Annotated in this window: 31 protein-coding genes; 14 read left to right on the top strand and 17 right to left on the bottom strand. The window is 69.1% G+C overall.

Annotated features, from left to right (window positions below; all coding sequences use genetic code 11):
- Positions 1–4 precede the first annotated feature (4 nt).
- The 5 genes from V6M45_RS01300 to cysK form a co-directional block, all read right to left on the bottom strand.
- Positions 5–439 (bottom strand): MucR family transcriptional regulator, encoded by a 435-nt coding sequence (locus V6M45_RS01300; RefSeq protein WP_332653461.1) that lies wholly within the window; start codon positions 437–439, stop codon positions 5–7.
- 161 nt (positions 440–600) lie between these two features.
- Positions 601–1,818 (bottom strand): DUF2336 domain-containing protein, encoded by a 1,218-nt coding sequence (locus tag V6M45_RS01305; RefSeq protein WP_332653463.1) that lies wholly within the window; start codon positions 1,816–1,818, stop codon positions 601–603.
- Positions 1,819–1,845: 27 nt separating this feature from the next.
- Positions 1,846–2,439 (bottom strand): hypothetical protein, encoded by a 594-nt coding sequence (locus tag V6M45_RS01310; RefSeq protein WP_332653464.1) that lies wholly within the window; start codon positions 2,437–2,439, stop codon positions 1,846–1,848.
- 81 nt (positions 2,440–2,520) lie between these two features.
- Positions 2,521–3,399, bottom strand: coding sequence for a hypothetical protein (locus V6M45_RS01315; RefSeq protein ID WP_332653466.1), 879 nt, complete (start codon positions 3,397–3,399; stop codon positions 2,521–2,523).
- Between the two features lie 131 nt (positions 3,400–3,530).
- Positions 3,531–4,508 (bottom strand): cysteine synthase A, encoded by a 978-nt coding sequence (cysK, locus tag V6M45_RS01320; RefSeq protein WP_332653467.1) that lies wholly within the window; start codon positions 4,506–4,508, stop codon positions 3,531–3,533.
- Between the two features lie 121 nt (positions 4,509–4,629).
- On the opposite strand from cysK, the gene V6M45_RS01325 reads away from it, so the two are divergent.
- The 4 genes from V6M45_RS01325 (at position 4,630) to V6M45_RS01340 (ending at position 7,851) form a co-directional block, all read left to right on the top strand.
- Positions 4,630–4,923 carry a DUF1905 domain-containing protein gene (locus V6M45_RS01325; protein ID WP_332653468.1) on the top strand — a complete coding sequence of 98 codons (294 nt, stop codon included), beginning with the start codon at positions 4,630–4,632 and terminating at the stop codon, positions 4,921–4,923.
- 73 nt (positions 4,924–4,996) lie between these two features.
- Positions 4,997–6,337 (top strand): flagellar protein export ATPase FliI, encoded by a 1,341-nt coding sequence (gene fliI / locus V6M45_RS01330; protein WP_332653469.1) that lies wholly within the window; start codon positions 4,997–4,999, stop codon positions 6,335–6,337.
- Between the two features lie 13 nt (positions 6,338–6,350).
- Positions 6,351–6,761 carry a flagellar export protein FliJ gene (locus tag V6M45_RS01335; RefSeq protein WP_332653470.1) on the top strand — a complete coding sequence of 137 codons (411 nt, stop codon included), beginning with the start codon at positions 6,351–6,353 and terminating at the stop codon, positions 6,759–6,761.
- A complete protein-coding gene (locus V6M45_RS01340) occupies positions 6,751–7,851 on the top strand; it encodes an endo-1,4-beta-xylanase (protein WP_332653471.1) in 1,101 nt (366 codons plus the stop codon). Before V6M45_RS01335 ends, V6M45_RS01340 begins: the two co-directional genes overlap by 11 nt.
- Here V6M45_RS01340 and V6M45_RS01345 read toward each other — a convergent pair.
- A complete protein-coding gene (locus tag V6M45_RS01345) occupies positions 7,848–8,600 on the bottom strand; it encodes a competence/damage-inducible protein A (protein ID WP_332653472.1) in 753 nt (250 codons plus the stop codon). The two genes, V6M45_RS01340 and V6M45_RS01345, sit on opposite strands and share 4 nt — an antisense overlap.
- 57 nt (positions 8,601–8,657) lie before the next feature.
- Positions 8,658–9,035, bottom strand: coding sequence for a cupin domain-containing protein (locus tag V6M45_RS01350; RefSeq protein ID WP_332653473.1), 378 nt, complete (start codon positions 9,033–9,035; stop codon positions 8,658–8,660).
- Positions 9,036–9,115: 80 nt separating this feature from the next.
- On the opposite strand from V6M45_RS01350, the gene V6M45_RS01355 reads away from it, so the two are divergent.
- The 9 genes from V6M45_RS01355 to V6M45_RS01395 all read left to right on the top strand — a co-directional run bounded on the left by V6M45_RS01355 (position 9,116) and on the right by V6M45_RS01395 (position 15,032).
- Positions 9,116–9,568: a MarR family winged helix-turn-helix transcriptional regulator gene (locus V6M45_RS01355; RefSeq protein ID WP_332653474.1), complete on the top strand. Its 453-nt coding sequence runs from the start codon at positions 9,116–9,118 to the stop codon at positions 9,566–9,568.
- Between the two features lie 166 nt (positions 9,569–9,734).
- On the top strand, positions 9,735–10,556 hold the full coding sequence (gene map, locus V6M45_RS01360) for a type I methionyl aminopeptidase (RefSeq protein ID WP_332653476.1): 822 nt from the start codon (positions 9,735–9,737) through the stop codon (positions 10,554–10,556).
- A gap of 79 nt (positions 10,557–10,635) precedes the next feature.
- Positions 10,636–11,415 carry a RadC family protein gene (gene radC, locus V6M45_RS01365; protein WP_332653477.1) on the top strand — a complete coding sequence of 260 codons (780 nt, stop codon included), beginning with the start codon at positions 10,636–10,638 and terminating at the stop codon, positions 11,413–11,415.
- Positions 11,412–12,419 carry a N(4)-(beta-N-acetylglucosaminyl)-L-asparaginase gene (locus V6M45_RS01370; RefSeq protein WP_332653478.1) on the top strand — a complete coding sequence of 336 codons (1,008 nt, stop codon included), beginning with the start codon at positions 11,412–11,414 and terminating at the stop codon, positions 12,417–12,419. Before radC ends, V6M45_RS01370 begins: the two co-directional genes overlap by 4 nt.
- The gene (locus V6M45_RS01375; protein WP_332653479.1) at positions 12,416–12,934 is read left to right on the top strand and encodes a GNAT family N-acetyltransferase; all 519 of its coding nucleotides are present in this window, start codon (positions 12,416–12,418) and stop codon (positions 12,932–12,934) included. Before V6M45_RS01370 ends, V6M45_RS01375 begins: the two co-directional genes overlap by 4 nt.
- A 67-nt stretch (positions 12,935–13,001) precedes the next feature.
- Entirely contained in the window at positions 13,002–13,241 is a 240-nt protein-coding gene (locus V6M45_RS01380; protein ID WP_332653480.1) for a BolA family transcriptional regulator, read from the top strand.
- 3 nt (positions 13,242–13,244) lie between these two features.
- Entirely contained in the window at positions 13,245–14,162 is a 918-nt protein-coding gene (locus tag V6M45_RS01385; protein WP_332653482.1) for an aldo/keto reductase, read from the top strand.
- An 85-nt stretch (positions 14,163–14,247) separates the two neighbouring features.
- On the top strand, positions 14,248–14,604 hold the full coding sequence (gene grxD, locus V6M45_RS01390; protein ID WP_332653483.1) for a Grx4 family monothiol glutaredoxin: 357 nt from the start codon (positions 14,248–14,250) through the stop codon (positions 14,602–14,604).
- Complete coding sequence (locus V6M45_RS01395; RefSeq protein ID WP_332653484.1) at positions 14,604–15,032, top strand: acyl-CoA thioesterase; 429 nt, start codon at positions 14,604–14,606, stop codon at positions 15,030–15,032. Before grxD ends, V6M45_RS01395 begins: the two co-directional genes overlap by 1 nt.
- 3 nt (positions 15,033–15,035) lie before the next feature.
- Here V6M45_RS01395 and V6M45_RS01400 read toward each other — a convergent pair whose 3' ends face one another.
- The 9 genes from V6M45_RS01400 to V6M45_RS01440 form a co-directional block, all read right to left on the bottom strand.
- Complete coding sequence (locus V6M45_RS01400; RefSeq protein ID WP_332653485.1) at positions 15,036–15,431, bottom strand: hypothetical protein; 396 nt, start codon at positions 15,429–15,431, stop codon at positions 15,036–15,038.
- Between the two features lie 140 nt (positions 15,432–15,571).
- On the bottom strand, positions 15,572–16,189 hold the full coding sequence (gene rpsD, locus V6M45_RS01405; RefSeq protein ID WP_332653487.1) for a 30S ribosomal protein S4: 618 nt from the start codon (positions 16,187–16,189) through the stop codon (positions 15,572–15,574).
- 147 nt (positions 16,190–16,336) lie between these two features.
- Positions 16,337–17,293 carry an MBL fold metallo-hydrolase gene (locus tag V6M45_RS01410; protein ID WP_332653489.1) on the bottom strand — a complete coding sequence of 319 codons (957 nt, stop codon included), beginning with the start codon at positions 17,291–17,293 and terminating at the stop codon, positions 16,337–16,339.
- A 103-nt stretch (positions 17,294–17,396) separates the two neighbouring features.
- Entirely contained in the window at positions 17,397–18,011 is a 615-nt protein-coding gene (locus V6M45_RS01415; RefSeq protein ID WP_332653491.1) for a superoxide dismutase, read from the bottom strand.
- Positions 18,012–18,098: 87 nt separating this feature from the next.
- Entirely contained in the window at positions 18,099–18,332 is a 234-nt protein-coding gene (locus V6M45_RS01420; RefSeq protein WP_332653493.1) for a hypothetical protein, read from the bottom strand.
- Positions 18,333–18,351: 19 nt separating this feature from the next.
- The gene (locus V6M45_RS01425) at positions 18,352–19,314 is read right to left on the bottom strand and encodes a DUF4350 domain-containing protein (RefSeq protein ID WP_332653495.1); all 963 of its coding nucleotides are present in this window, start codon (positions 19,312–19,314) and stop codon (positions 18,352–18,354) included.
- Between the two features lie 46 nt (positions 19,315–19,360).
- Positions 19,361–20,194, bottom strand: a complete 834-nt coding sequence (gene fghA, locus V6M45_RS01430) for an S-formylglutathione hydrolase (protein WP_332653497.1) — start codon at positions 20,192–20,194, stop codon at positions 19,361–19,363.
- Positions 20,195–20,242: 48 nt separating this feature from the next.
- Positions 20,243–20,626 (bottom strand): VOC family protein, encoded by a 384-nt coding sequence (locus V6M45_RS01435; RefSeq protein WP_332653499.1) that lies wholly within the window; start codon positions 20,624–20,626, stop codon positions 20,243–20,245.
- Positions 20,627–20,686: 60 nt separating this feature from the next.
- Entirely contained in the window at positions 20,687–21,793 is a 1,107-nt protein-coding gene (locus tag V6M45_RS01440; RefSeq protein WP_322256241.1) for an S-(hydroxymethyl)glutathione dehydrogenase/class III alcohol dehydrogenase, read from the bottom strand.
- A gap of 193 nt (positions 21,794–21,986) precedes the next feature.
- Here V6M45_RS01440 and V6M45_RS01445 point away from each other — a divergent pair, with 193 nt between their 5' ends.
- Positions 21,987–22,694, top strand: a complete 708-nt coding sequence (locus V6M45_RS01445; protein WP_332653504.1) for an NAD-dependent deacylase — start codon at positions 21,987–21,989, stop codon at positions 22,692–22,694.
- A 28-nt stretch (positions 22,695–22,722) separates the two neighbouring features.
- Here V6M45_RS01445 and V6M45_RS01450 read toward each other — a convergent pair whose 3' ends face one another.
- Entirely contained in the window at positions 22,723–23,502 is a 780-nt protein-coding gene (locus V6M45_RS01450) for an RNA methyltransferase (RefSeq protein ID WP_332653505.1), read from the bottom strand.
- Positions 23,503–23,505 lie beyond the last annotated feature (3 nt).

Consider the following 23,505-nt stretch of genomic DNA (forward strand, 5'->3'; position numbering starts at 1 on the left):
CGGTCTATTTCTTGGCGGCGCGGCCGGCGGCGCGGGCGGGTTTGCGGCCGCCCTGGCCGAGACCCATCTGCTTGGCCAGGTCCGAGCGCGCCTTGGCGTAGTTCGGCGCGACCATCGGATAGTCCTTCGGCAGGCCCCACTTGGACCGATATTCCTCGGGGCTCATGTTGTATTTGGTGCGCAGGTGACGCTTCAGCGACTTGAACTTGCGCCCGTCTTCCAGGCAGATCAGGAAGTCCGGCGTGATCGACTTGCGCACCGGCACCGCCGGTTCCTTGGGTTCGGGCTCGGGCTCGACCGCGCCACTCGAAACCTGCGACAGCGCCGCATGAATGCTGGAGATCAGGCCCGGGACTTCGGTCGCCTGGACATTATTGTTGCCGACATAGGCCGACACGATATCGGCGGTCATCTCGAGCAGTTGCGAATTGTCTTCCATACGCGCGGCCTCACCTTTGTGATCTGATCGCTTCAGCCGAACGTCGACCGTCAGCCCGTGGAGCGGGTGAATAGAGACGAACCACGATTCACGCAATAGCGTATTCGTTAGTCTGGACTGTGCATCTTATCAGACTAGACGCCCGGGAATAGGCGTCGCGATCAGCGACCGAAGTTCTCCGCCAGCGCCAGCATCGCCGCCCGTTCGGGGGCCGAATAGTCGTCGACGCCGTCTTCCTCGCCCTCACGAATCGCCCTGAGTAGAGCCGGCGTCAGCGCCGAGGACAAAGACCAGTTCCAGTATCGCAGCACCGTCTGGGCCCGATCCACGGCCAGCATCTCATAGGTGACCTGGACCCTTTCCCAGGCGGGATCGGGCGAACCATCGGCTGCCGTCTCGGGCCGCCGCATCGAGCGCCAGAGGCCCGCCAGGTCAGACTTCGCCAGCCCGGTGGCCTTGCACAGTATGGCCAGCGGCTCGCCGCCGGAATCGCCCAGAATCTTGGCCCCGGTGAGCGGCTTGATCCCCGACAGATAGGCGATCTCCGTCGCCACCTCGCGGGTCAGGCCGTGGGTCGCGGCGGCTTCGACCGCCTGTTCCAGACTACTGTAAGGGCTCTTGTCGATCGCCGCCCGGTTTCTCTGCCGGCGCTCGATGAACTGCAGCGCCTTGCGCGACACCGGGTCCTGCCAGTTCTCCTCGGCGGCCATCGCGAAGACGTCCTCGGCCACCTCCTGCATGACTTCCCGGGACACGGCGAACCTCTGCAGGATGGTGCGCCGATCGTCCGGCCCGCTCCACCAGAACATCACATAGGCGCCCGACGGTCTCAGCTCCGGCCGCTTCAGCAGATGTGCGCACAGCCCACGGTCGGCGCGGCTCAGACTGACCACCCCCTCGACGGCGACCTGACTCAACCGCGCCGAGGTGTTCCTCAGCACAGCCTCGATCACCTGGCTTTCGCCAAAGCTCAGCAGGGTCTCGGTGACCACTTCCGACAGGGCGCGCCGGTTGGCCATCAGGAAGCGGTGCTCGACACTCGCGTCGCGGGCGCAGGCGACCAGATCGGCGTCCGACAGCGAGGCGCACTGCTCGATCAGCAGCCCGGCGATGTCGGGCTCGTCCCGCAGCAGCATCCGGGCCAGGGCGTTGGGCAGCTCCGCCAGGGGCGCCAGCCGCGCGGCCACGCGCTTGCGGTCTTCCGGCGAGGCGAGGCGCAGCATCTCCACCAGCAGATCGCCGGTCACGGCGCGCTCAAAGGCGTTGACGCGGCTGGTCGGCAGGGAAACCACGTCGGCCAGGCGCTTCAGCAGCGCATGGCGCGCGCGGAAGCTGCCTTGCGGCGCGGCCTCCTCGGGCGTGGGAGCGGGCTCGGACATGTCGGCGCGAAGGTTAAGCCTCGCCGGTTAACCGCCTGTGACGTCTGAATCGCCGTCGTTCACCTGCGGCGCCGGCGGCATCACGGGGGTGGCCGTTGGATCCTCGCGATAGTCGAACCCGCCCGCCTCGACCCACTGGCCGTCCCGTTCCATGCTGGAGCGGACCCGATAGACGCCGTCGGCGCCGAGGGCGGTGGTCGACCTCAGGCGCTCGATCCCGTCCGCGCCGTGCACCGTCTCGTCGATGGCGAAGGCGCCCGGACCCGTGGGTCTGATCGTTCCCGTCGTGTGGAAGCCGCCAGTGGTGAAGTAGTGGAAGATGTAATCGCCGCTGTCCTTGTCGCGAAAGATCAGCGTCTCCCCGGCATAGGCGCCGCCTTTGACCGAATGCACCACTCGCACTGCATGGCCGCCTAGGGCCCAGTCCCAGCGCTGGATGTCCTCGACGCCGGCGCCGCCTGTGCCGGCGCCCCGCCAGCTCTTGCCGATCATCGCCTCGAACGGCGCATAGGCGGCGGGACCTGACTGCGCCTCGGGCACGGGCGCGACCTGGGCGACCGCCACGCCGGCGCCCGTCAGCAGGCTCAGGGCGCCGAGAAGGGCGAGCATGGACCGGTTCATCAGGGGTCTCCCATAGCCGGCCCGCAGCGGGCCGGCCCAGGGCCGACTCAACAGTCTTTTGAACGACCGTTCAACTGATCGTCAGTCACCCAGCAGGGCCAGCAGCTCGGCCTCCGGCAGGTTCGGGTCCGCCAGGGGATGGGCGCTGACCTGGCCGTACCAGTCCGGCGACACCTGCGGGCGCGGCCGACTGAAGCGGATCCAGTCGGCCTCCAGCATCATGTCCACCGCCGCCTCGCGATTGACCTCGCGGTTGATCACCTCGGGGTTCTCCGGTCCCGGCGGGACGTCGTCGCTGGTGGTGTAGGCGATCAGTCCGACCTGCATCACCGGATTGTTCTCCATCCGGTAGAAGCGGTCGCGCACTCGCCATTCCGTCTCGCCTTCGGGTCGCGCCAGGGCGATCAGCACCATGCCCACCCGCACCAGCCGCAGCTCGACCCAGCCGCTCGGGAAGGGCCTCAGCTTCAGCGAGGAATAGCTGTTGTAGGTGCCCTTGGTCTCGGTCATCGGCTCGCCGGCGACCGCGCCCACGCCGGTGGTGATGAAATGCCAGTTCTCGGCTCTCGGCGCCCACTGCCCCGCGCTCGACCGGTTCGGCACGCGCGCCATCAGCCCGCCCAGCGACCAGGTCCCGCCCGGTATCTCGCCCGCGCGGCCCCGCACCCGCACTCGCGCCCGCACGTCGAAATCCCCCCGCACCTCGCGGAACAGGAAGGGCGCGTTCAGGTCGCGCACCCAGGCCGAGTGGTAAGGTTCGATGTGCAGCGCGCCCGGCGTCGTCGCGCCGACGTCGATCGCCTTGATCTTGTCGGGCCAGCCCATGGCCTCGTCGAACCGGGTCCAGCCGGTCAGGCCGGTCCCATCGAACTCATCCGACAGGGACGTGAGATCGTCGGGGGACTGGGCGATGACGGGCGTGGCGACGAGCAGGCTGAGGCAGGCGGTCAGAATGCGCATGACGGCTCCATCGGGACGAGCCCTCAGTGCGCCGCGCCGCGGTCGTTCTGGCAAGTTAAGCTTCAGTCAGGTCGCGCCTGCCTTCGGCCCCGCCGCTGAAACCGGACCGAAACACCGCCGCAACAATCGCCCTAAAGTCCCTCGAACAGCGCCGTGGACAGATAGCGTTCCGCGAAACTGGGGATGATGACGACGATGGTCTTGCCGGCGTTCTCTTCCAGCGCCGCCTGCCGGAAGCCCGCGACCAGGGCGGCCCCAGACGAGATGCCGACCGGAATCCCCTCCACGCGCGCCGCCTTGCGGGCCATGTCAAAAGCGTCCTCGTTCGACACCTGTTCAACGCCGTCGATGACCGAGCGGTCGACGATCGCCGGAATGAAGCCCGCGCCGATGCCCTGGATTTTGTGCGGCCCCGGCTCCCCGCCCGAGAGCACGGGGGAGGCCGTGGGCTCGACCGCGATCATCCGCACCGAGGGCTTGCGCGCCTTCAGCACCTGGCCGACCCCGGTGATGGTCCCACCGGTGCCGACGCCGGAGATGACAATGTCGACCCCGCCGGCCGTGTCGTTCCAGATTTCCTCGGCCGTGGTGACGCGGTGGATGGCCGGATTGGCCGGGTTCTCGAACTGCGAGGGGCTCACCGCGCCCGGCGTCCTGTCGAGCAGCTCCTGCGTCATGGCGATGGCGCCCTTCATGCCCTTCTCGGCCGGCGTCAGCACCAGCTCGGCCCCCAGCAGCGCCAGCATCTTGCGCCGCTCGATCGACATGCTCTCTGGCATGACCAGGATCAGACGGTAGCCCTTGGCCGCGGCCACGAAGGCCAGGGCGATGCCCGTGTTTCCGCTGGTCGGCTCGATCAGGACCGCCCCCGGCCCGATCTTTCCGGCCTGTTCGAGCGCATCGATCATCGCCACCCCGATCCGGTCCTTCACCGATCCGATCGGATTGAAGAACTCCAGCTTGGCCAGCACCGTGGCCCTGGGTGCGTACTCCGCCGAAAGCCGCGGCAGTCCCACCAGCGGGGTGTCGCCGATGGTGTCGAGAATGGACGGATAGACCTTGCCCCGTCCGGATTTCAGGTGGCGGGACGGATCGTAGGCGGCGGACATGGCGGATCTCCGTGCGGTGGCCTCTAAAGATAGGTCGAATGCGGCGGCCGCAAGTGGGGCGCAACCGTCTTGACCCTGACCGGATCCCGCCTCAACGCTGTCAGGCCGACCTGGGGGCCGCATGATCTACGAATTCGAGGCCGAGGTCTGGCTCTACACCGCCGGGACCGGCGGCTGGCATTTCATCACCGTGCCGCCCGACATCAGCGAGGGTCTCAGGGTTCTGCGGGGGCCGGCGCGGAATTTCGGATCGATGCGCGTCTTGGCCGGAATCGGCGAGACCCGCTGGCGGACATCCATCTTTCCGGACAAGGGTCGCGGGGCCTTTGTCCTCCCGGTCAAGCTGGACGTCCGACGCCGCGAAGGGCTCTCTGCCGGCGACTGCCCCCGCGTGACGCTGGAGGTCGAGGTCTAGTCGCCGCCCCCTCGTCTTCACCACCCATTAACCACGATCACGCATCCCTGAACGCCTGTTCCGGGGCCTTCACTTGCGCAATCTAGCCGCCGCCGTCGAAGCGATCGATCCGCTGGTCGTGACCGGCAAGGTCGCCGGCGTGAACGGCCTGCTGATTGAGTCCAGGGGCGGCCTCTCCCGCCTTTCCGTCGGCGCCCGGGCCGAGATCGAACGCCGCCATCTGTCGCCCCTCCCCGCCGAGGTGGTCGGCTTCCGCGACGCCAAGGCGCTGCTGATGCCGTTCGGCCCGGTGGAGGGCGTCGCGCCCGGGGCCGACATCCGCATCGTCTCCTCGGCCGCCAGCGTGCGCCCGACCACCGCATGGCTGGGCCGGATCATCGACGCCTTCGGCCAGCCCATCGACGGCAAGGGGCCCCTGCCCGTCGGCCCCGCCGCCTACCCCCTGCGCGCGCCTCCGCCCCCCGCCCATTCACGAGGCCGGGTCGGAGAACGGCTCGACCTCGGCGTCCGCTCGATGGACGTCTTCACCACCACCTGCCGCGGCCAGCGTCTCGGCATCTTCGCCGGCTCGGGCGTCGGCAAGTCGGTGCTGCTGTCCATGCTGGCGCGTCAGGCGACCTGTGATGTCGTTGTCGTCGGCCTGATCGGCGAACGGGGACGCGAGGTCCGTGAGTTCATCGAGGAGACCCTGGGCGAGGAAGGCCTGCGCCGCGCCATCGTCGTCGTCGCCACTTCCGACGAACCTGCCCTGAAGCGCCGACAGGCCGCCTATATGACCATGGCGATCAGCGAGTATCTGCGTGACCAGGACCTCGAGGTCCTGTGCCTGATGGACTCGGTCACCCGCTTCGCCATGGCCCAGCGCGAGATCGGCCTCGCCGCCGGCGAGCCGCCGACCACCAAGGGCTACACCCCGACCGTCTTCACCGAACTGCCCAAGCTGCTGGAGCGCGCCGGCCCCGGCCCCGTCCGTCCGGACGGCACCACCGCCGGCCCGATCACCGCCCTGTTCACCGTGCTGGTCGACGGCGGCGACCATGACGAGCCCATCGCCGACGCCGTGCGAGGCATCCTCGACGGCCACATCGTCATGGACCGCAAGATCGCCGAACGCGGCCGCTTCCCGGCTATCGACGTGCTGAAATCGGTCAGCCGGACCCTGCCCGGCTGCCAGACCCCGCCCGAGCGCGAGTTGAACCGCCGCGCCCGCCAGTGCCTCAGCGCCTACGCCAACATGGAAGAGCTGATCAAGATCGGCGCCTACCGCACCGGGGCGGACCCGATCGTCGACCGCGCCATCGCCCTGAACCCCGCCCTCGAGGCCTTCCTCGGCCAGGATCACCACGACGTGACGCGACTGGCCGATTCCTTTGACCGTCTGGAAACCATTCTGAATCAAGGAATGGTCCAATGACCGGAGACGCAACATGACCGCATGGGCCCAATCCCTGATCCGCATCTCCAACTATGAGGTCGAAACGCTGCAGAAGCGCCTCGCCGAGATCACCGCCCGCCGCGCCTCCGCCGAAATGCGCATCGCCGTGCTGGAGGCCGAGGCCGAAATCGAACAGGAGCGCGCCCGCGAGGACGCCGAGGCCGGCCTGCTGCTGCAGGCCTATCTGAACGGCTGGAAACTGCGCAAATCCGCCGCCGAAGCCGACGTTGTCGAGATCGAGGCCGAGGAAGAAGGGGCCCGCGACGCCCTCACCGGCGCCTTCGAGGAGCTCAAGAAGTTCGAGCACGTCGCCGAGACCACCCGGCTCAACCGCGTCATCGCCGCCGGCAAGCGCGAAACCGCCGCCTTCGACGAACTGGGCCTGAGGCGCCGTGCGGGCTGACCCGCCCCGCCTGAATCGCCGCGCCCTCCTCGCCGCCCCTATCGCGCTGGCCGCCTGCGACCGCTTCGCCGCCATCCAGCCGGCGGCCGGTCCCCTCGCCCCGCCGCTGAAGTCCCTCGTCCCCGCTCCCTTCGGCGCGACCGGCATGACCGGGCAGCTCGACCAGCCCGATTGGGTCGAGCAGATACTGCGCCACTGCTCCCAGCTGACGCCCGAATGGGAGCAGAAGATGGAGCGCACCCTCGGCCCCGGCTTCTCCTACGACTTCGAGCCGTCCGACCGCATGGTCGCCTTCGCGGGCGACAACGGCCTGCGCGTCCACGGCCACACGGTGATCTGGTATTCCCAAGGGTCGGACGTCTTCAACGACGACCTCCCCCGCGCCCGCTTCGCCGCCGAATACGACCGCTACATCTCGACCTTCGTCGGCCGGTATCGCGGCCGGATGGCCGGCTGGGACGTGGTCAACGAGCCGGTGGCCGAGGACGGCGACGGCCTGCGCGACTGCCACTGGAGCCGCGCCCTCGGCATGGACGGCTACATGGTCCGCGCCTTCGAACAGGCCCATGCCGCCGATCCCGACGCCCTCCTGTTCCTCAACGAGTACAATCTCGAGAACATCCCGGCCAAGGGAACGACCTTCCTCCGCCTTGTCGAACGCCTGCTGAAGCTCGGCGCCCCGATCGGCGGCATCGGAACCCAGTCGCACCTGAACATCGAAATCCCGGCCGGACAGATCCGCGATTTCTTCCGCGACGCAGCCTCCCTCGGCCTGCCGATCCACGTCTCCGAGCTGGACTTCCCGATGCAGCGCGACGGAGGGCGCGGACCCGACCTGCGCTCCACCGCCGAACGCCGCGCCCAACAGGTCGCCCGCGTCGGCGAACTGGCCGAGGCCTTCATGACCCTGCCCGAACGCCAGCGCTACGCCTTCACCACCTGGGGCCTGCGCGACAACGACAGCTGGCTGGTCCGCGAAGAAGGCAAGAACCGCCCCGACGAAAGCGCTCTCCTCCTCGACGCCGAGGGGCGGCCGAACCCGGCGTATCAGGCGGTGGTCGAGGCCTTCACCGGCCGCGCCGGAGCCTAGACAGCCGCCGCCTCGATGCCCGCGGTCTCCAGGTCTTCCAGCAACGCCGCCACAGCCGCCTCGACCGCCTCCGCGTCCCGGCCCCGCACCACCAGATTGGTCCCGATCTCGCCCACGGACCCGTGCCCGAACGGATAGCTGCCGTAGCTGATGTCCCGGTTCGCCCGCGCCGCCGCGCTCAGTATGTCGGCCACGCTCCCCTCGCCCACGCCCGTCACCCGGACGGTCCGCGCATGCACCACCGCGCCGGTCCTCAGCCGCGGCGCCACATCCTCCAGCATGGCCGTCATGATTTTCGGGACCCCGGCCATGACGAAGACATTGCCGATCTGGAAGCCCGGCGCGTCCGTCACCGGATTGGCGATCAGGGTTCCACCCTCCGGAATCCGCGCCATCCGCCGCCGTGGCGCGTTGAACTCCGCTCCATAGCGCCGCTCAAGGATCGCCAGCGCCTCCGGATGCTCCGGCAGTCCCACGCCGAACGCCGTCGCCACCGCGTCGGCGGTGATGTCGTCGTGCGTCGGCCCGATCCCGCCGGTGGTGAAGACATAGTCGTGGCCAGCCCGCAGAGCGTTCAGCGCCTCAATAATCTGCGCCTTCCGGTCTCCGACCGTCCGCGCCTCCATCAGGTCGATTCCCAGCGCCGCCAGAAACCGGGCGATGGTGTTCAGATTAGTGTCCTGCGTCCGTCCGGACAGCACCTCGTCGCCGATGATCAGGACGGCGGCGGTGGGAGATCGAGCGTTCATTTCGACAGGGTAGGCGTTGCATCCCCCGCTTCAAGCCACATCCGGGAGTTCGGGCGGCTAATCGCTCCAGGGCGGAACGCCCCGATCCTGGCCGTCGGGCATCGTGGCTCGCCCGCCCGCCAGGCCGACGACCAACGCTCGCGCTCCGCCTTCTCCCTCCGGCGCAATCCGGCGCAGCGTTCCCGCGCGGATGAAGATGGCTTCGCCCTCTTCGACCAGCTCGGTGTGGCCATCCACGACGACTCGCCAGCGACCGCGAAGCGAGCGGTGGACCTGATCGCGGGACATTCGATGCTCGGGCCCCGCGGCTCCCGCCTTCATCTCGACCTCCCAGACCGCCACGTCGGTGGACAGGGCCGATGGACTGACGATCTGCAGCATGACGCCATTCGGCGTTTCGAACACCGCTGCATGTTCCCGGCGCAACTGGGCCATCGCGGCCTCCCCTATAATGTCAAGAAACTTGACATTCTCGGCGCCATTGAACCTTGTCAAGTAACTTGACAGAATGACGGATGGACCTCGCAATCCTGCTGTTGATGAGCTCCCGGGTCATGACCGGGGCGGTGCATGAGGCGCTGGCCGCGGAAGGCCATCCGGCGGTGCGGCCGGCGCATGGGTTCGCCTTCCAGCTGATCGCATCGACCGGCGGAGCGACGGCGGCGGATCTGGCGGCTCACCTCGGCGTCAGCCGTCAGGCCGGCAAGCAGATGGCCGACGAGCTGATCGCCCTGGGCTATGTGATGGTCGAGGCTGACCCGGCCGACGCCCGTCTCCGACGCCTGATCCTGACTCGATCGGGCGAGGAGGTGATCGCGCTGGCCATCCGGTTCTGGGACGAGCAGGAGCGGCGCTGGCAGTCCCTGATCGGGCCGCAGGCGATGAACGACCTCAAGGCCGGCCTTCGCAGCTACCTGTCGCGGAATGGCGCTCTGGATGGGCCGCCGCGGCTGAAGCCGGTCTGGTGACGCCCCCGATATCGCCCAAATCCACCGGTCGGCTGCGTCGCGCGGGGTTGAGGTTTGTGCTATAGTCACCACCTGACTCCCGAACCGATCCAGCTGGATCGCACCCTGCCCTGACGGCGCAATCCCGAAGAGGCCGCCTGGGCGGCGGCCGCCCCGAAAGACGACCATGTACGAGACCCCCGAACTGGACAGCGACGCCTTCGTCCGCACCCACGAAATCCGCGTCCACGACGCCGAGGCTTTCGAGGGCATGCGCAAGGCCGGCCGTCTGGTGGCCGAGGCGCTCGACATGATCACGCCCTTCGTGGTCCCGGGCGTCACCACGGGCGAGATCGACGACCGCATCCGCGAGTTCACCCTCGACCACGGCGCCCTGCCGGCCTGCCTCGGTTACAAGGGCTATGAGAAGACCGTCTGCACTTCGATCAACCACGTCGTCTGCCACGGCATTCCGGGCGACAAGGTTCTGAAGGACGGCGACATCGTCAACATCGACCACACCGTCATCGTCGACGGCTGGCACGGCGACTCCAGCCGCATGTACCCGGTCGGGTCCATCAACGCCCGCGCCCGCAAGCTGATCGACGTCACCTATGACTCGCTTGAGGCCGGCCTCGCCGTGATCAAGCCCGGCGCCACCTTCGGCGACATCGGCTACGCCATCCAGCAGGTCGTCGAGGCCAACCGCATGTCCGTCGTCCGCGACTTCTGCGGTCACGGCATCGGCCGGATCTTCCACGACAGCCCCAACGTCCTGCACTACGGCCGCCGCGGCGAGGGCGCGACGCTCAAGGCCGGCATGTTCTTCACCGTCGAGCCGATGGTGAACCTGGGCAAGCCGCACGTGAAGGTCCTGTCCGACGGCTGGACCGCCGTGACCCGCGACAAATCCCTCTCGGCCCAGTGCGAGCACACCGTCGGCGTGACCGAGGACGGCGTCGAGATATTCAGCGCCAGCCCGGCTGGCCTGTTCCGCCCGAAATTCTGATCGGTCGGCCTCCGCGGCCGACCGACTGGACGTTCCCTTTCTGTTCTGGCAACGTGCGGTCCTTCCACCGGAGGCCGCCATGTCCGCCGTGCTGCCCTTCCCGATTCCGGCTTCCGCGCCGCGTCAGGACGCGCCGTCCGCCGACGTCGTCCCGATCCGAAGCGCCGGCCTTTCCGGTCATCGCGAGCGCCTGCGGGACCGGGCCCGCCGCGCCGGCCTGACCCACCTGCCGGACTACGAACTGCTCGAGCTGTTCCTGTTCCGCAGCCAGCCGCAGGGCGACGTCAAGCCGATCGCCAAGGCCCTGCTGGCCCGCTTCGGTTCGCTCGCGGCGGTGCTCGCCGCTTCGGTCGAGGACCTGATGACCGTGCGGGCCGAGGACACGCGGGGCCGGATCAGGGGCGTCGGCGCCGAGACCGCCCTCGACCTCGCCGCTCTGCACGAGGTGTCCCGCCGCGTGGCGAAGGAAGAAGCGAACAAACGCACCGTCATCTCGTCATGGACCGCCCTGCTGGCCTACGTCCGCCTGTCGCTCCAGCACGAGCCGCGCGAGCAGTTCCGGGTCCTCTATCTCGACAACCGCAACCAGCTGATCCTCGACGAAATCCAGAATCGCGGCACCATCGACCATGCTCCGGTCTATCCGCGCGAGGTCGTGCGCCGGGCGCTGGAGCTGTCGGCCAAGTCGATGATCATCGTCCATAACCACCCGTCGGGCGACCCGACCCCGTCGCGCCCCGACATCCAGATGACCCGCCAGGTCATCGACGCCGCCCGCGCGCTCGAACTCTCCGTCCACGACCATCTGATCGTCGGCCGCGACGGCGTGGCCAGCTTCAAGCAGCTGGGGTTGATGTGAGCCGGCCTTCGCGCAGGACCATTCTCGGCGCGGCGCCCGTCGGCGTGCTCGCCGGGACGGCCCCCCTGTCCACGGACACCGCTCCCGCCGTCATGGTCTCGACCTGGGACTTCGGCGCCGCCGCCAACGCCGCCGGCATGGCGGCCCTGGCGACCGGCGACTCGGCGCTGGACATGGTCGAGGCCGGCGGCCGCGTCACCGAGGCGGACGAGAGCAACAGTTCGGTCGGTCTCGGCGGTCTGCCCGACCGCGACGGCCGGGTCACCCTGGACGCCTGCGTCATGACCTGGGCCGGCGACATCGGCGCCGTCTGCGCGCTGGAGGACGTGGTCCACGCCGTTTCCGTGGCCCGCCGGGTCATGGAGCGGACGCCCCACACCATGCTGGTCGGCGAGGGCGCGCGGACCTTCGCGGTCGATCAGGGATTCGAAACCCGCAATCTGCTCACCCCCCGGGCCGAGGCGGCGTGGCGTGACTGGCTGAAGACTTCGGAATACGCCCCGCGCATCAACAGCGAGAACACCGACTGGCGCGCCCGGGGCATGCCCGGCGGCGCGGCCAACCACGACACCATCGGCCTGCTCGCCATTGACGCCGGCGGCCGCATGGCCGGGGCCTGCACCACCTCCGGCATGGCCTTCAAGATGCACGGCCGGGTCGGCGACAGCCCGCTGATCGGGGCGGGTCTCTATGTCGATGACGAGGTCGGCGGCGCCACCGCCACCGGCGTCGGCGAGGATGTGGTCCGTGTCGCCGGAGCCCACGCCGTGGTCGAGGCCATGCGCGCCGGCCTCGACCCTGCCTCCGCCTGCCGCCGTGTCATCGAACGCCTCGCCCGCCTGCGCGGCCCGAAGGTGGCCAGTTCGCAGGTCGCTTTGCTGGCCCTCGACAAACAGGGCCGCGCCGGCGGCTTCGCGTTGCAACCCGGCTTCACCTTCGCCGTCACCGACTCCGGCGGTCGGACCCGCATCGAGCGCGCCGCAGCCCTGTTCGAGACTCCATGACCAGCACCCTGATCACCGAGCGCCTGACCCTGACCCCGGTCGCTCTCTCCGACTACGATGACCTGCGCCGGCTCTGGGCTGATGCCGCCTTCATCCAGCACATCTTCGCCGAGCCGCTGTCACCCGAAGACGTCTGGTTCCGCCTGCTGCGCGACATCGGCCACTGGGAGGCGCTGGGCCATGGCAACTGGACCATCCGCCTCAAGGAAACCGGCGAGCACGTCGGCAGCGTCGGCGTGCTGGACTTCCACCGCACCCTCGATCCGCCCTTTGACGCACCCGAGCTGGGCTGGGGCGTCGCGCCCCGCTTCCAGGGCCAGGGTCTGGCCTTCGAGGCCCTGTCCGCGGCCCTTGCCTGGTGCGACGACGCGCTGAACGCCCCGCGCACGGTCTGCATGATCTCCCCGGAGAACGGCCCGTCCCTCGCGCTCGCCAACCGCGCCGGTTACGCGCCCTATACGGAGACGACCTACAAGGGCGAGGCCGTCATCCTGCTGGAGCGTCTGGCCGCCTGACGGCGTAGCCAGCCATTAAGGTTTACGCGCCATTCTGGCCGTTGAATCGAGAGAGACCGCCCGTCCCATGCCCATGCCTGTCGAAGAGCTTCGCGGCCATTTGACCGAAGCCTTTCCCGACGCCGAGATCGTCATCGACGATCTGGCCGGCGACGGCGACCACTATCGCGCCCGCATTGTCTCGAGCGCGTTCGCGGGCCTGCCGCGCGTGCGCCAGCACCAGCTCGTCTATGCGGCGCTGAAGGGCAAGATGGGCGGCGAACTGCATGCGCTGGCGCTCGAAACCTCGGCCCCGGCGGGAGACTGAACCATGCGCTACCGTCCCTTCGGACAGGCAGGTCAGGCGGTCTCGGCGGTGACGCTGAGCCTCGGGCCGCGCGACATCGCCCACGGCCCCGAGGCCGGCCGCGAACTGATCTATTCGGCGCTGGAAGCCGGCATCAACAGCTACCGCCTCGAGACCGCCGACCCGGTGCTCGCCGAAGTCCTCGGCCAGGCCCTGAAACATGTCGACCGCAAGCTGGTGCAGGTGGCGCTGATGCTGGGCGCCGGCGACGGCCGTCGCGGCTCGGATCGCGACTTCTCGGCCGAGGGCATCACCTCGGCCATCGACCGCGCCCTCAACATCTCCGGCCTCGGCTGGTTCGATCTCGCCCTCCTCGATGAACCGGCCGAGCACGAACTGCCGCAGTCGACTCTCAACGCCCTCAAGGCCCTGCGCGCCACCGGACGGGTCCGCCTGCTGGGGATCTCCGGCGAGGGCGACGTCATGGACACCTATGTCTCGACCGGGGCGTTCGACGTCCTGGCCTCGCCCCTCCACGTCAATTCCCCGTGGCAGGTCCGCTCGCGCCTGCGCGTGGCGCGCGAGGCCGACATGGCCATCTTCGCCTACGACTATTTCCCCGAGAGCCTCGACACGGCGAAGAAGGCTGCCGCCATCCACGAACCGAAGAAGGGCTTCTTCGGTTTCGGAGGCCCGAAGACCAAGGCCAATCCGCTGGCTCACGCCGGCACCTTCGCCTTCCTGCACAGCACCAACAACTGGCCGGCCGAGGCTATCTGCCTCGCCTACGCCCTGACCGACCCCTCGGTCGCCAGCGTGCTGATCCGGGCCAGCGACACGGAACGGCTGAACATGCTCGCCCTGGTGCCGGACCGCGACATGCCGCCCGGCCTCGCCGCCCAGATCGAGATGGCCCGCGTCGCCGGCGCCAAGGCGGCCTGACCCCCGACCACCTGAGACCTTCCGGCGCCTTGACCCCGCCCCCCTGGGCGCCTAGCTGACGGCCTTCACCGAAAGGCCAGTTCCAGTGACCGATCAAGCCGTCGCCAATCCCGTCCACGCCTTCATCGCCGATACGGTGAAGGGCCATGACGTTGTCCTGTTCATGAAGGGCACGCCGGACGCGCCGCGCTGCGGCTTCTCCTCCCTGGCGGTCCAGATCCTCGACCACGTCGGCGCGCCCTTCGTCGGCGTCGATGTGCTGCAGGACGAGGCCCTGCGCGACGGGATCAAGACCTTCAGCGACTGGCCGACCATCCCCCAGCTTTATGTGAAGGGCGAATTCGTGGGCGGTTCGGACATCGTGCGCGAGATGTTCAGCGCCGGCGAACTCCAGACCCTGCTGGCCGACAAGGGTGTGCCCCTCGGCGACGCCGACGCCTGATGGCGCGGGCCCAGCTCGAACCCCGGACGGACCGCGAGATTTTCGTCGTCCCGCTCGAGGTGCGGCCCGAGCACATCGACGACAACGGCCACGTCAACAACGTCGTCTACGTCGGCTGGCTGCAGGACGCCGGCACAGCCCACTGGAACGCCCGCTTCGACGCGGACACCCGCGGCCGCTGGTCATGGGTCGCCGTGCGGCACGAGATCGACTATTTCCGCCCGCTGCCGCCGGGAGCCGCTGGCGTGAAGGCTCGCACATGGGTGGGCGAGCCCCAGGGACCGCGCTTCAACCGCTATGTCCGCATCGAGGATGGCGAAGGCCGGCTGTGCGCCCAGGGCGTGTCAGAATGGGTGCTGGTCGACGCCGCGACCATGCGGCCGCACCGCATACCGGCGGATATGCTGCCCGCGTTCGAGGCGCGCTGAGGGTCAGCCGCGCGGCAGCTGGTAGGGATTTTCCACCGAGACCCGCGCCCCGGGGGACAGCCCCATCTCCTGGAAGCTCCAGCGCATCTCGACTCCCTGGGCCACCGGCTCCAGGCAGCGATCCTGCTTGAGGCGTCGCAGGGTGATCACCGAGCCGTCGCCCTCGCGGCGCACGACCGGCAGCAGATCGGCCTTCCGGGTGCAGCCATTCGAACTGACCCAGAACACGGCCTGGTCCTGGACGATGGCGGCGGCGTGCACGGGCTCGATCTGTCCCGGGCTGTCGGCCAGCACGGGGGCGGGCGCGGCCTCCGGCCCCGTCCAACGGTCCACGAGCGCGCAGGCGGATAGCGCCATGACTCCGGCCGCCGTGCAGGCGAGCGTGACGATCCTCTTCATTCCCGGCCTCCCGCGCCGAAATCCCGAACAGGCCTAATGTGCGCCTGTTCGCCCGCGAGGGGAACCCGTCACGGGCGGATATGGAAAGGGCCCCGGATCGCTCCGGGGCCCTGACCTTGTCAGTCGCGATCGCGAACCGATTACGACGAGTAGTATTCGACGACCAGGTTCGGCTCCATCTTCACCGGGAACGGCACGTCGGCCAGCTCCGGCACGCGGACGTAGCGGACCGAGAAGCCGCGATCGCCCAGCTCGAGGTAGTCCGGCACGTCGCGCTCCGACGACTGCTGGGCTTCCAGCACCAGCGCCATTGAGCGGGACTTTTCCTTGACCTCGATGACCTGGCCCGGCTTGACCCGGTACGAGGCGATGTCGACCTTCTTGCCATCGACGGTCACGTGGCCGTGGCTGACGAACTGGCGGGCGGCCCAGACGGTCGGGACGAATTTCGCGCGGTAGACGATGGCGTCGAGGCGCGACTCCAGCAGGCCGATCAGGTTCTCGGAGCTGTTGCCCTTGCGGCGCGAGGCCTCGTCATAGGTCGCCGAGAACTGCTTCTCGGTGATGTTGCCGTAGTAGCCCTTCAGCTTCTGCTTGGCCTTCAGCTGCAGGCCGAAGTCCGAGACTTTCGACTTGCGGCGCTGACCGTGCTGGCCGGGGCCGTACGAGCGCTTGTTGACGGGGGATTTCGAGCGGCCCCACAGGTTTTCACCCATGACCCGGTCGAGTTTGTACTTGGCGCTGTGGCGCTTGGACATAAGTCACTCTCTATGTGATGCGGCCCGGTCCCTCCCCAACTGGAGGGACGATCTCAACGGCGGTCCACGCATCGTCCGTAGTGGATCACGCAACGCGGCGAGCCGGTGGCGTGAAGGCGGCGCTTATGACGGCCGCCCCCGTCTGAGTCAAGGCTGGGCGGAGGAGTCCGGAATCCAGACGAAGCCGTCGTCCACCCGCTGGAAGCGGCCGACCCCCGGGAAGGGGAAGTGCACGCCATAGATCCGCCGGGTCCCGGTCACGCCCTGCTCCAGAAGGTTCTGACGCGTGGCCGCCGCCCTGGCGTTGTCGCTGTCCCAGTTGTTGCGCCACTCCGGCCTTTGCACCGAAAGGATCGAGCTGTGCATGGCGTCGCCGATGTACAGCAGCCGGTCGTCCCCGGAGACGATCTCATAGCCGCTGTGTCCCGGCGTATGCCCGGCCAGCGGGACGGCCTTGATCGACGGCGTCACCTGGGTCCCCGGCGCGAATGGCTCGACCTTCGGCGTGATGGCCGCCAGCAGGGAGCCGGCTCCGGCCTCCCCGGCGCCGTCCCGGGCGAAGGCCCACTCCGGCGCGCTCATACGGATGACGGCGTTGGGAAAGGTCAGGCGACCGTCCGCCCCGACCAGACCGCCCACATGGTCGCCGTGGGCGTGGGAGATCAGCACGTCGGTGACCTGTCCCGGCTCAACTCCAGCGGCCCGCAGCGAGGCGACCAGCTTGCCTTCCGTGCCCATCTGGCCGCCGGCCCCGGCGTCGATCAGCACCACCCGCTCGCCGTCGCGCACCAGCAGCGGCTGGATCGGCAGGTGGATCGTGCCGTCGGTCACGCCCGCCGCCGTCAGCAGGGCCGAGACCTCGGCGACATTGGTCCACGGACTGACCTGGGCGTCGCCGGCGGGAACCTTGATCGTCCCGTCCCTCAGCGCGGTCGCCTCCAGCGTGCCGATGCGGACGGCGCTGACGTCCGGGCTGACGGGCGGGGCCGCGGCCGGCGCTTCGGATTCATCCGTGGCGGGCCGGGCTTCCCGCGAACAGCCGGCCGCCCCCGTCAGAACGGCGAGCATCAGGCCCGCGGCGGCGATTTTGAGCGATGGCGTCATCGGCAGGCCCTCCCCAAGTCAACACTCGATGACCGAGATAGGGCGAAATCACGGCGCCGCCAGCCCGCCGCCGTAATAATTTCACGACGGCGGGCCGGGATCGTCAGGCCGAGGCGGCCGCGAACAGTTCGTTGGCCTTGTTCCAGTTCACCACAGTCCAGAACGCCTTCAGATAGTCGGCCCGGCGGTTCTGGTACTTCAGGTAATAGGCGTGCTCCCAGACGTCGGCGGCCAGCACCACGGCGCCCTTGTCCTCCGCCACATCCATCAGTGGATTGTCCTGGTTCGGCGTCGAGGTGACCTTCAGCTTGCCGTCCTGGACGATCAGCCAGGCCCAGCCCGAGCCGAACTGGCCCGCGCCGGCGGCGTTGAACGCCTCCTTGAACTTGTCCATTCCGCCGAGGTCGCGGTCGATAGCGGCGGCCAGCTCCGCGGACGGCTCGCCGGTCTGGTCGACGGGCGCGAGCAGCTCCCAGAACAGGCTGTGGTTCCAGTGCCCGCCGCCGTTGTTGCGCACGGCCTTCGGCGCCTTCGAGATCGAGGCGAACACCTCTTCCAGCGACTTGCCCTGCAGGCTGCCGTCGGCGTCCACCGCCTTGTTCAGATTGTCGACATAGGCCTGGTGGTGCTTGCCGTGGTGGAACTCCATCGTCGCCTTGTCGATGGCCGGCTCCAGGGCGTCATAGGCATAGGGGAGGGGCGGAAGCGTAAAGGCCATGGGGAGGCTCCTTCGACAGGTTTCGGGGGCCCCTCATCTAGGCGCCCGCTCGCCGAACCCAACCCCTGACGGCCGATTCCGCTCCGCTCACGCCTCCGGCAGATTGGCCTTCAGACAGTCCCGCACCGCGCGTCGCAGGTCGCCGGAGGCCGAGACGAAATCCACCCCTTCGGCGTCGAACACCGCCCGCGTCGCCGCGTCCAGCCCGTTCGGCAGGGCCGCGATCACCCGCTTCTCGCCCTTGGGATGCAGGCAGAAGCCGACCTCCCGGCACAGGGCGGCGAACATCTCATCGTGGGCGGCGGTCGGAGTGTCGGTCATGATCCCTCCTAGCACGGCTTCAGGGCAGCAGGCCCGTCAGCCAGTGCATTATGTTCAGGCCGAACCGCGCATTGCCCGGCGCGGCGTTCATGCCGAAGCGCCGGTCAGCCTGACCGCTCTCCGGCGGGTAACGGATCAGCTGCGCCGACAGCATCCCCGCCTCGCCCAGCACCACCACCCGGCCCCGGCCGTATTCGAACGCCAGTCCCTGCGCCGGCAGCGCCGGCTTGGACAGCTCCGCCACCGCCGCGTCGGGAACGCCCGCGTCGTCCAGCCGGTCGGCCAGCGCCTGCAGCGTCGGCAGGTCCGCCGACTCCCGCGCCCCGTCCGTCATGTGCAGGAGCACGGTCGCCCCCTCCGGCCCGGCCAGCGACTGGCCGGTGAAGGCGGTCACCGCCTCCACCCGCTCCGAGGCGTCGCGTCCCGCGAAGATGGGATGATCCCCGAACGCCTCGACCGGATAGGTCAGGTTGGTGGTCAGATCGCCCCCGCCATCCGTCAGGGCGAAGGCGTAGCCGGTCCCCATCCTCACCCCGAACCGCGCCGCCAGCGCCTCCGCGGCCGCCCCGAACGGCGTGTGATCGGCGATCAACAACAGCTTGCCGCCGTCCCGGACCCACGCCTCCAGCGCCGCCCCTTCCGCCTCTGTGAAGGCCGGCGGCGTCGGCTTTTGCCGGGTCGCGCCCGCATTGGCGATGACCAGCACGTCCACGTCCTCCAGCCCGCCGGCGTCGAACGCCTGCGTCCCGGCCCGCACCCGATAGCCGTCGGCCCTCAGCAGGGCCGCGAACGGCGCATACTGCCCGTCCATCCGGTGAAAATTCGCGTGCGCCTCGTCGATCGCCACGACCGGTCCCTGCCCCTCGGCCCAGGCGGGGCGCTCCACGGTCGGACGGAAGTCCGGATCGACCATCTGCTGCTGGGCCGCGGCCGGCGCCGCCAACGTCAGAACGAGGGAAAGGGTCAGGGCCATCAGTCGCATCGGGTCCGCCTCGGCAGTGCCCGCGCATCCTACCACACCGTCGGGCTCAGCTCTTCAGCCGCGCCGCGTGAAAGGCCAGATGGTCGGCCATGAAACTGGCCATGAAGAAATAGGAGTGATCGTACCCCGGCTGCATCCTCAGCGTGACCGTCTGCCCCGCCGCCTCCGCCGCCGCGACCAGCAGCTCCGGCTTCAGCTGCTCCGTCAGAAAGGGATCGGCGTCGCCCTGGTCGATCAGGATGTCGTCGAAACACCCCGCCCCGACGCCCTCCTCGATCAGCCGCGCCGCGTCATGCTCCGCCCACGGCTCGCGGTCCGCGCCCAGATAGGCCGCGAACGCCTTCTCCCCCCACGGACACCGCGTCGGCGAGGCGATCGGGGCGAAGGCCGAGACCGAGCGGAACAGGTGCGGATGCCTCAGCGCCAGCGTCAGCGCCCCGTGCCCGCCCATCGAATGACCCGAGATCGCCCGCGCCTTCGTCGTCGGAAACGCCGCGTCGACCAGCGCGATCAGCTCCCCGACGACATAGCTCTCCATGCGGAAATGCGTCGCCCACGGCGCCTCCGTGGCGTCGACATAGAAGCCCGCGCCCTGCCCGAGGTCATAGGCCGGGTCATCCGCCACGCCCTCGCCCCGCGGCGAGGTGTCCGGCGCCACGACGATCACCCCGTGCTCCGCCGCCGCCCCATAGGCCCCGGCCTTGGTGGTGAAATTGTCCTCGGTGCAGGTCAGGCCCGACAGCCAGATCAGCACCGGAAACGGCCCCTCCCCCGGCGGAACGAACACCGACAGCGTCATCGCCGTGCCGGTGGTCGCGCTGTCGTGGCGCAGATAGCGCAGGGTTCCGCCGTGGACGACGTGGGTCTTCAGGGTTTCCATGCCCGACCCTCTACCGCCCCCCTTGTCATCCAGGAAGCCGCGCGGCGGCTATCCGGGACGGTGCAGGGCGCAGATCTTGTTGCCCGACGGGTCGCGCAGATAGGCCAGATACAGCTTCCCGACGGGCAGTTCGCGGAACCCGGGCGGGTTCTCGATGGCGACGCCGCCGTTCTCGGCGCCCGCCTTGTGAAAGGCGTCGACCGCCTCCGGGTTGGCGGCGAAGAAGCCGATGGTGCCGCCGTTGGCGTGGCAGGCCGGCTCGCCGTCGATGGGCTGGCCGACGGCGAAGGCGCCCATGCGGGTGCGCCACCAGTACCGCCCCTTGGCGTCCGGCCCGCTGGCCGGCTCATGCCCTAGCGCCCCCAGCGCCGCATCGTAGAATTTCCGCGACGCCTCGACGTCGTTCGCGCCGACGGTGATGTGGGTGAACATGGCTTCCCTCTCCCTGCTTCAGGATAGTTTTTTTAAACAACTATCCTGCGGGCGCAAGCCTCAGAACACCACCACGCTGCGGATGCTCTCCCCCGCATGCATCAGATCGAACGCCTCGTTGATCCGCTCCAGCGGCAGGGTGTGGGTGATCATCGGGTCGATCTCGATCTTCCCGTCCATGTACCAGTCGACCACCTTCGGCGTGTCGGTCCGCCCCCGCGCGCCGCCAAAGGCCGAGCCGCGCCACACCCGGCCAGTGACCAGCTGAAACGGCCGCGTCGCGATTTCCTTGCCTGCCTCGGCCACGCCGATGATCACGCTCTCGCCCCAGCCGCGGTGGCAGGCCTCCAGCGCCTGGCGCATCACCGTGGTGTTGCCGGTGCAGTCGAAGGTGTAGTCCGCCCCGCCCCCGGTCAGCTCGACCAGATGGGCCACCACATCGTCCACGCTCTTCGGATTGACGAAATGCGTCATCCCGAACCGCCGGCCCCACTCTTCCTTGCTGTCGTTGATGTCGACCCCGACGATCATGTCGGCCCCGACCATCTTCAGCCCCTGGATGACGTTCAGCCCGATGCCCCCGAGCCCGAACACCACGCAGTTGGCGCCCGGCTCGACCTTCGCCGTATTGACCACCGCGCCGACGCCGGTGGTCACGCCGCAGCCGACGTAGCAGGCCTTGTCGAACGGCGCGTCCTTGCGGATCTTCGCCACCGCGATCTCGGGCAGGACGGTGAAATTCGAGAAGGTCGAACAGCCCATATAATGGGCGATCGCCTGCCCCTTGTAGCTGAAGCGCGAGGTCCCGTCGGGCATCAGCCCCTTGCCCTGCGTCCCCCGGATCGCCGTGCACAGATTGGTCTTGCGGCTCAGACAGCTTTTACATTGCCGGCATTCCGGCGTGTACAGCGGGATCACATGGTCCCCGACCGCCACCGAGGTCACCCCCGGCCCCACCTCGACCACCACCCCCGCGCCCTCGTGACCCAGGATCGACGGGAAGATGCCCTCGCTGTCAAGCCCGTCCAGCGTATAGGCGTCGGTGTGACAGATGCCCGTCGCCTTGATCTCGACCAGCACCTCGCCGGCGCGCGGCCCTTCCAGATCGACCTCGACGATCTCCAGCGGACGTTTGGCCTCGAAGGCGACGGCGGCGCGGGTTTTCATCGGCGGGAGCTCCGTTCGCTTTCCCTCTCCCCTTGCGGGAGAGGGTGGCAGGCCGGGCGCAGCCCGGACTGACGGGTGAGGGGTCGCACCGGTCGCGCCGAGTTTCAAGACCCGCCGCCGGCGCGACCCCTCATCCGCCCTCGCTCCACTCCGCCACCTTCTCCCGCAAGGGAAGAAGGGCTTTAGTGGGCCGATGCGCCGCAACCTCGTCATCCTCACCGGCTCCGGCATTTCCGCCGAGTCCGGCGTGCCCACCTTTCGCGCCGACGACGGCCTGTGGATGGGCCATCGCGTCGAGGATGTCGCCACCCCCCAGGCCTTCGCCCGCGACCCGGCGCTCGTTCAGGACTTCTACAACCGCCGCCGCCGCCAGCTGGCCGAGGTCCAGCCCAACGCCGCCCACCGCGCCCTCGCCGACCTCGCCGCCCGCTGGGACGGCGACTTTCTGCTCGTGACCCAGAACGTCGACGACCTGCACGACCGCGCCCATGCGGCCACCCCGCCCGCTCCCGGCTTCGGCCTGATCCACATGCACGGCGAATTGCTGAAGGCCCAATGCACGGTCACCGGCCGGGTCCTCGACTGCCCCGGCGATCTCGCCCCCGAGCACCCCTCGCCCTTCCACCCGCGCGGAACCCTGCGCCCGCACATCGTCTGGTTCGGCGAGTTCCCCCTGCACATGGACCGCATCGAGCGGGCGCTGTCGGCGTGCGACCTGTTCGTCTCCATCGGCACCTCCGGCGCCGTCTGGCCGGCCGCCGGCTTCGTCCAGCAGGCCCGCCACGCCGGCGCCCGCACCGTCGAGCTCAACCTCGAGCCGTCGCTGGGGAGTCGCCTGTTCGACGAGAGGGTCTACGGCCCGGCGACGGAGGTGGTCCCCGGGTTTTGCGACCGCCTCTGATGCTTCTCCCGAGGAGAGAAGGGATCGACTACTCCGGCTGTTCAGCCGCCCGCTTCGCCGCCAGCTTGGCCAGCACCCGGCCCCGCCCCTTGGCCAGCGCATGGATCACCCCGCGGAAGGTCGCCACCTCCTGCTCGCTGAACGCCGCCCGGCCCAGCATCACCCGCAGGTTCTGGCTCATCGACCGCTTCTTCTCGGGCGGATGGAAGAAGCCGCCCTCGTCCAGCTCCTTCTCCAGGTGCTCGTACATCCCGACCAGCAGGTCGTTCGACGCCGGCGGGTCGCCCTCCCTGAACCTGGGTGGCGGGGCGTCGAGGATCAGGGTCCGCCACTCATAGGCGTTGATCGCCACCGCCTGGGCCAGGTTCAGCGAATGGTGCTTCGGATCGATCGGGATGGTCGTGATCCCCTGGGTCAGGGCGATGTCGGTCGTCTCCAGCCCGGCTCGCTCGCCGCCGAACAGCAGCCCGACCGTCAGCCCCGAGGCCCGGTCGTCGTACAGCAGCCGCGCCGACTCGCGCGGCGTGCGCACCGGCATCCGCGTCTCGCGCGGCCGGGCCGTGGTCGAGAAGACGGTGTTCAGGTCGGCGATGGCCTCGGCCACGCTGTCGAACACCTTGACCCCGTCCAGCACCCAGTCGGCCCCCGAGGCCGTGGCCCAGGCCCGGTCCTGCGGCCAGCCGTCGCGCGGCGCGACAAGCCTCAGCTCGGACAGGCCGAAATTGGCCATCACCCGCGCCACCGCCCCGATGTTGTCGGCCAGCTGCGGCTTGTCGAGGATGACGACGGGCGGGGTCAACTCACTCAACGC

It is taken from the genome of Brevundimonas sp., from assembly GCF_036676055.1.
GTDB lineage: Bacteria > Pseudomonadota > Alphaproteobacteria > Caulobacterales > Caulobacteraceae > Brevundimonas.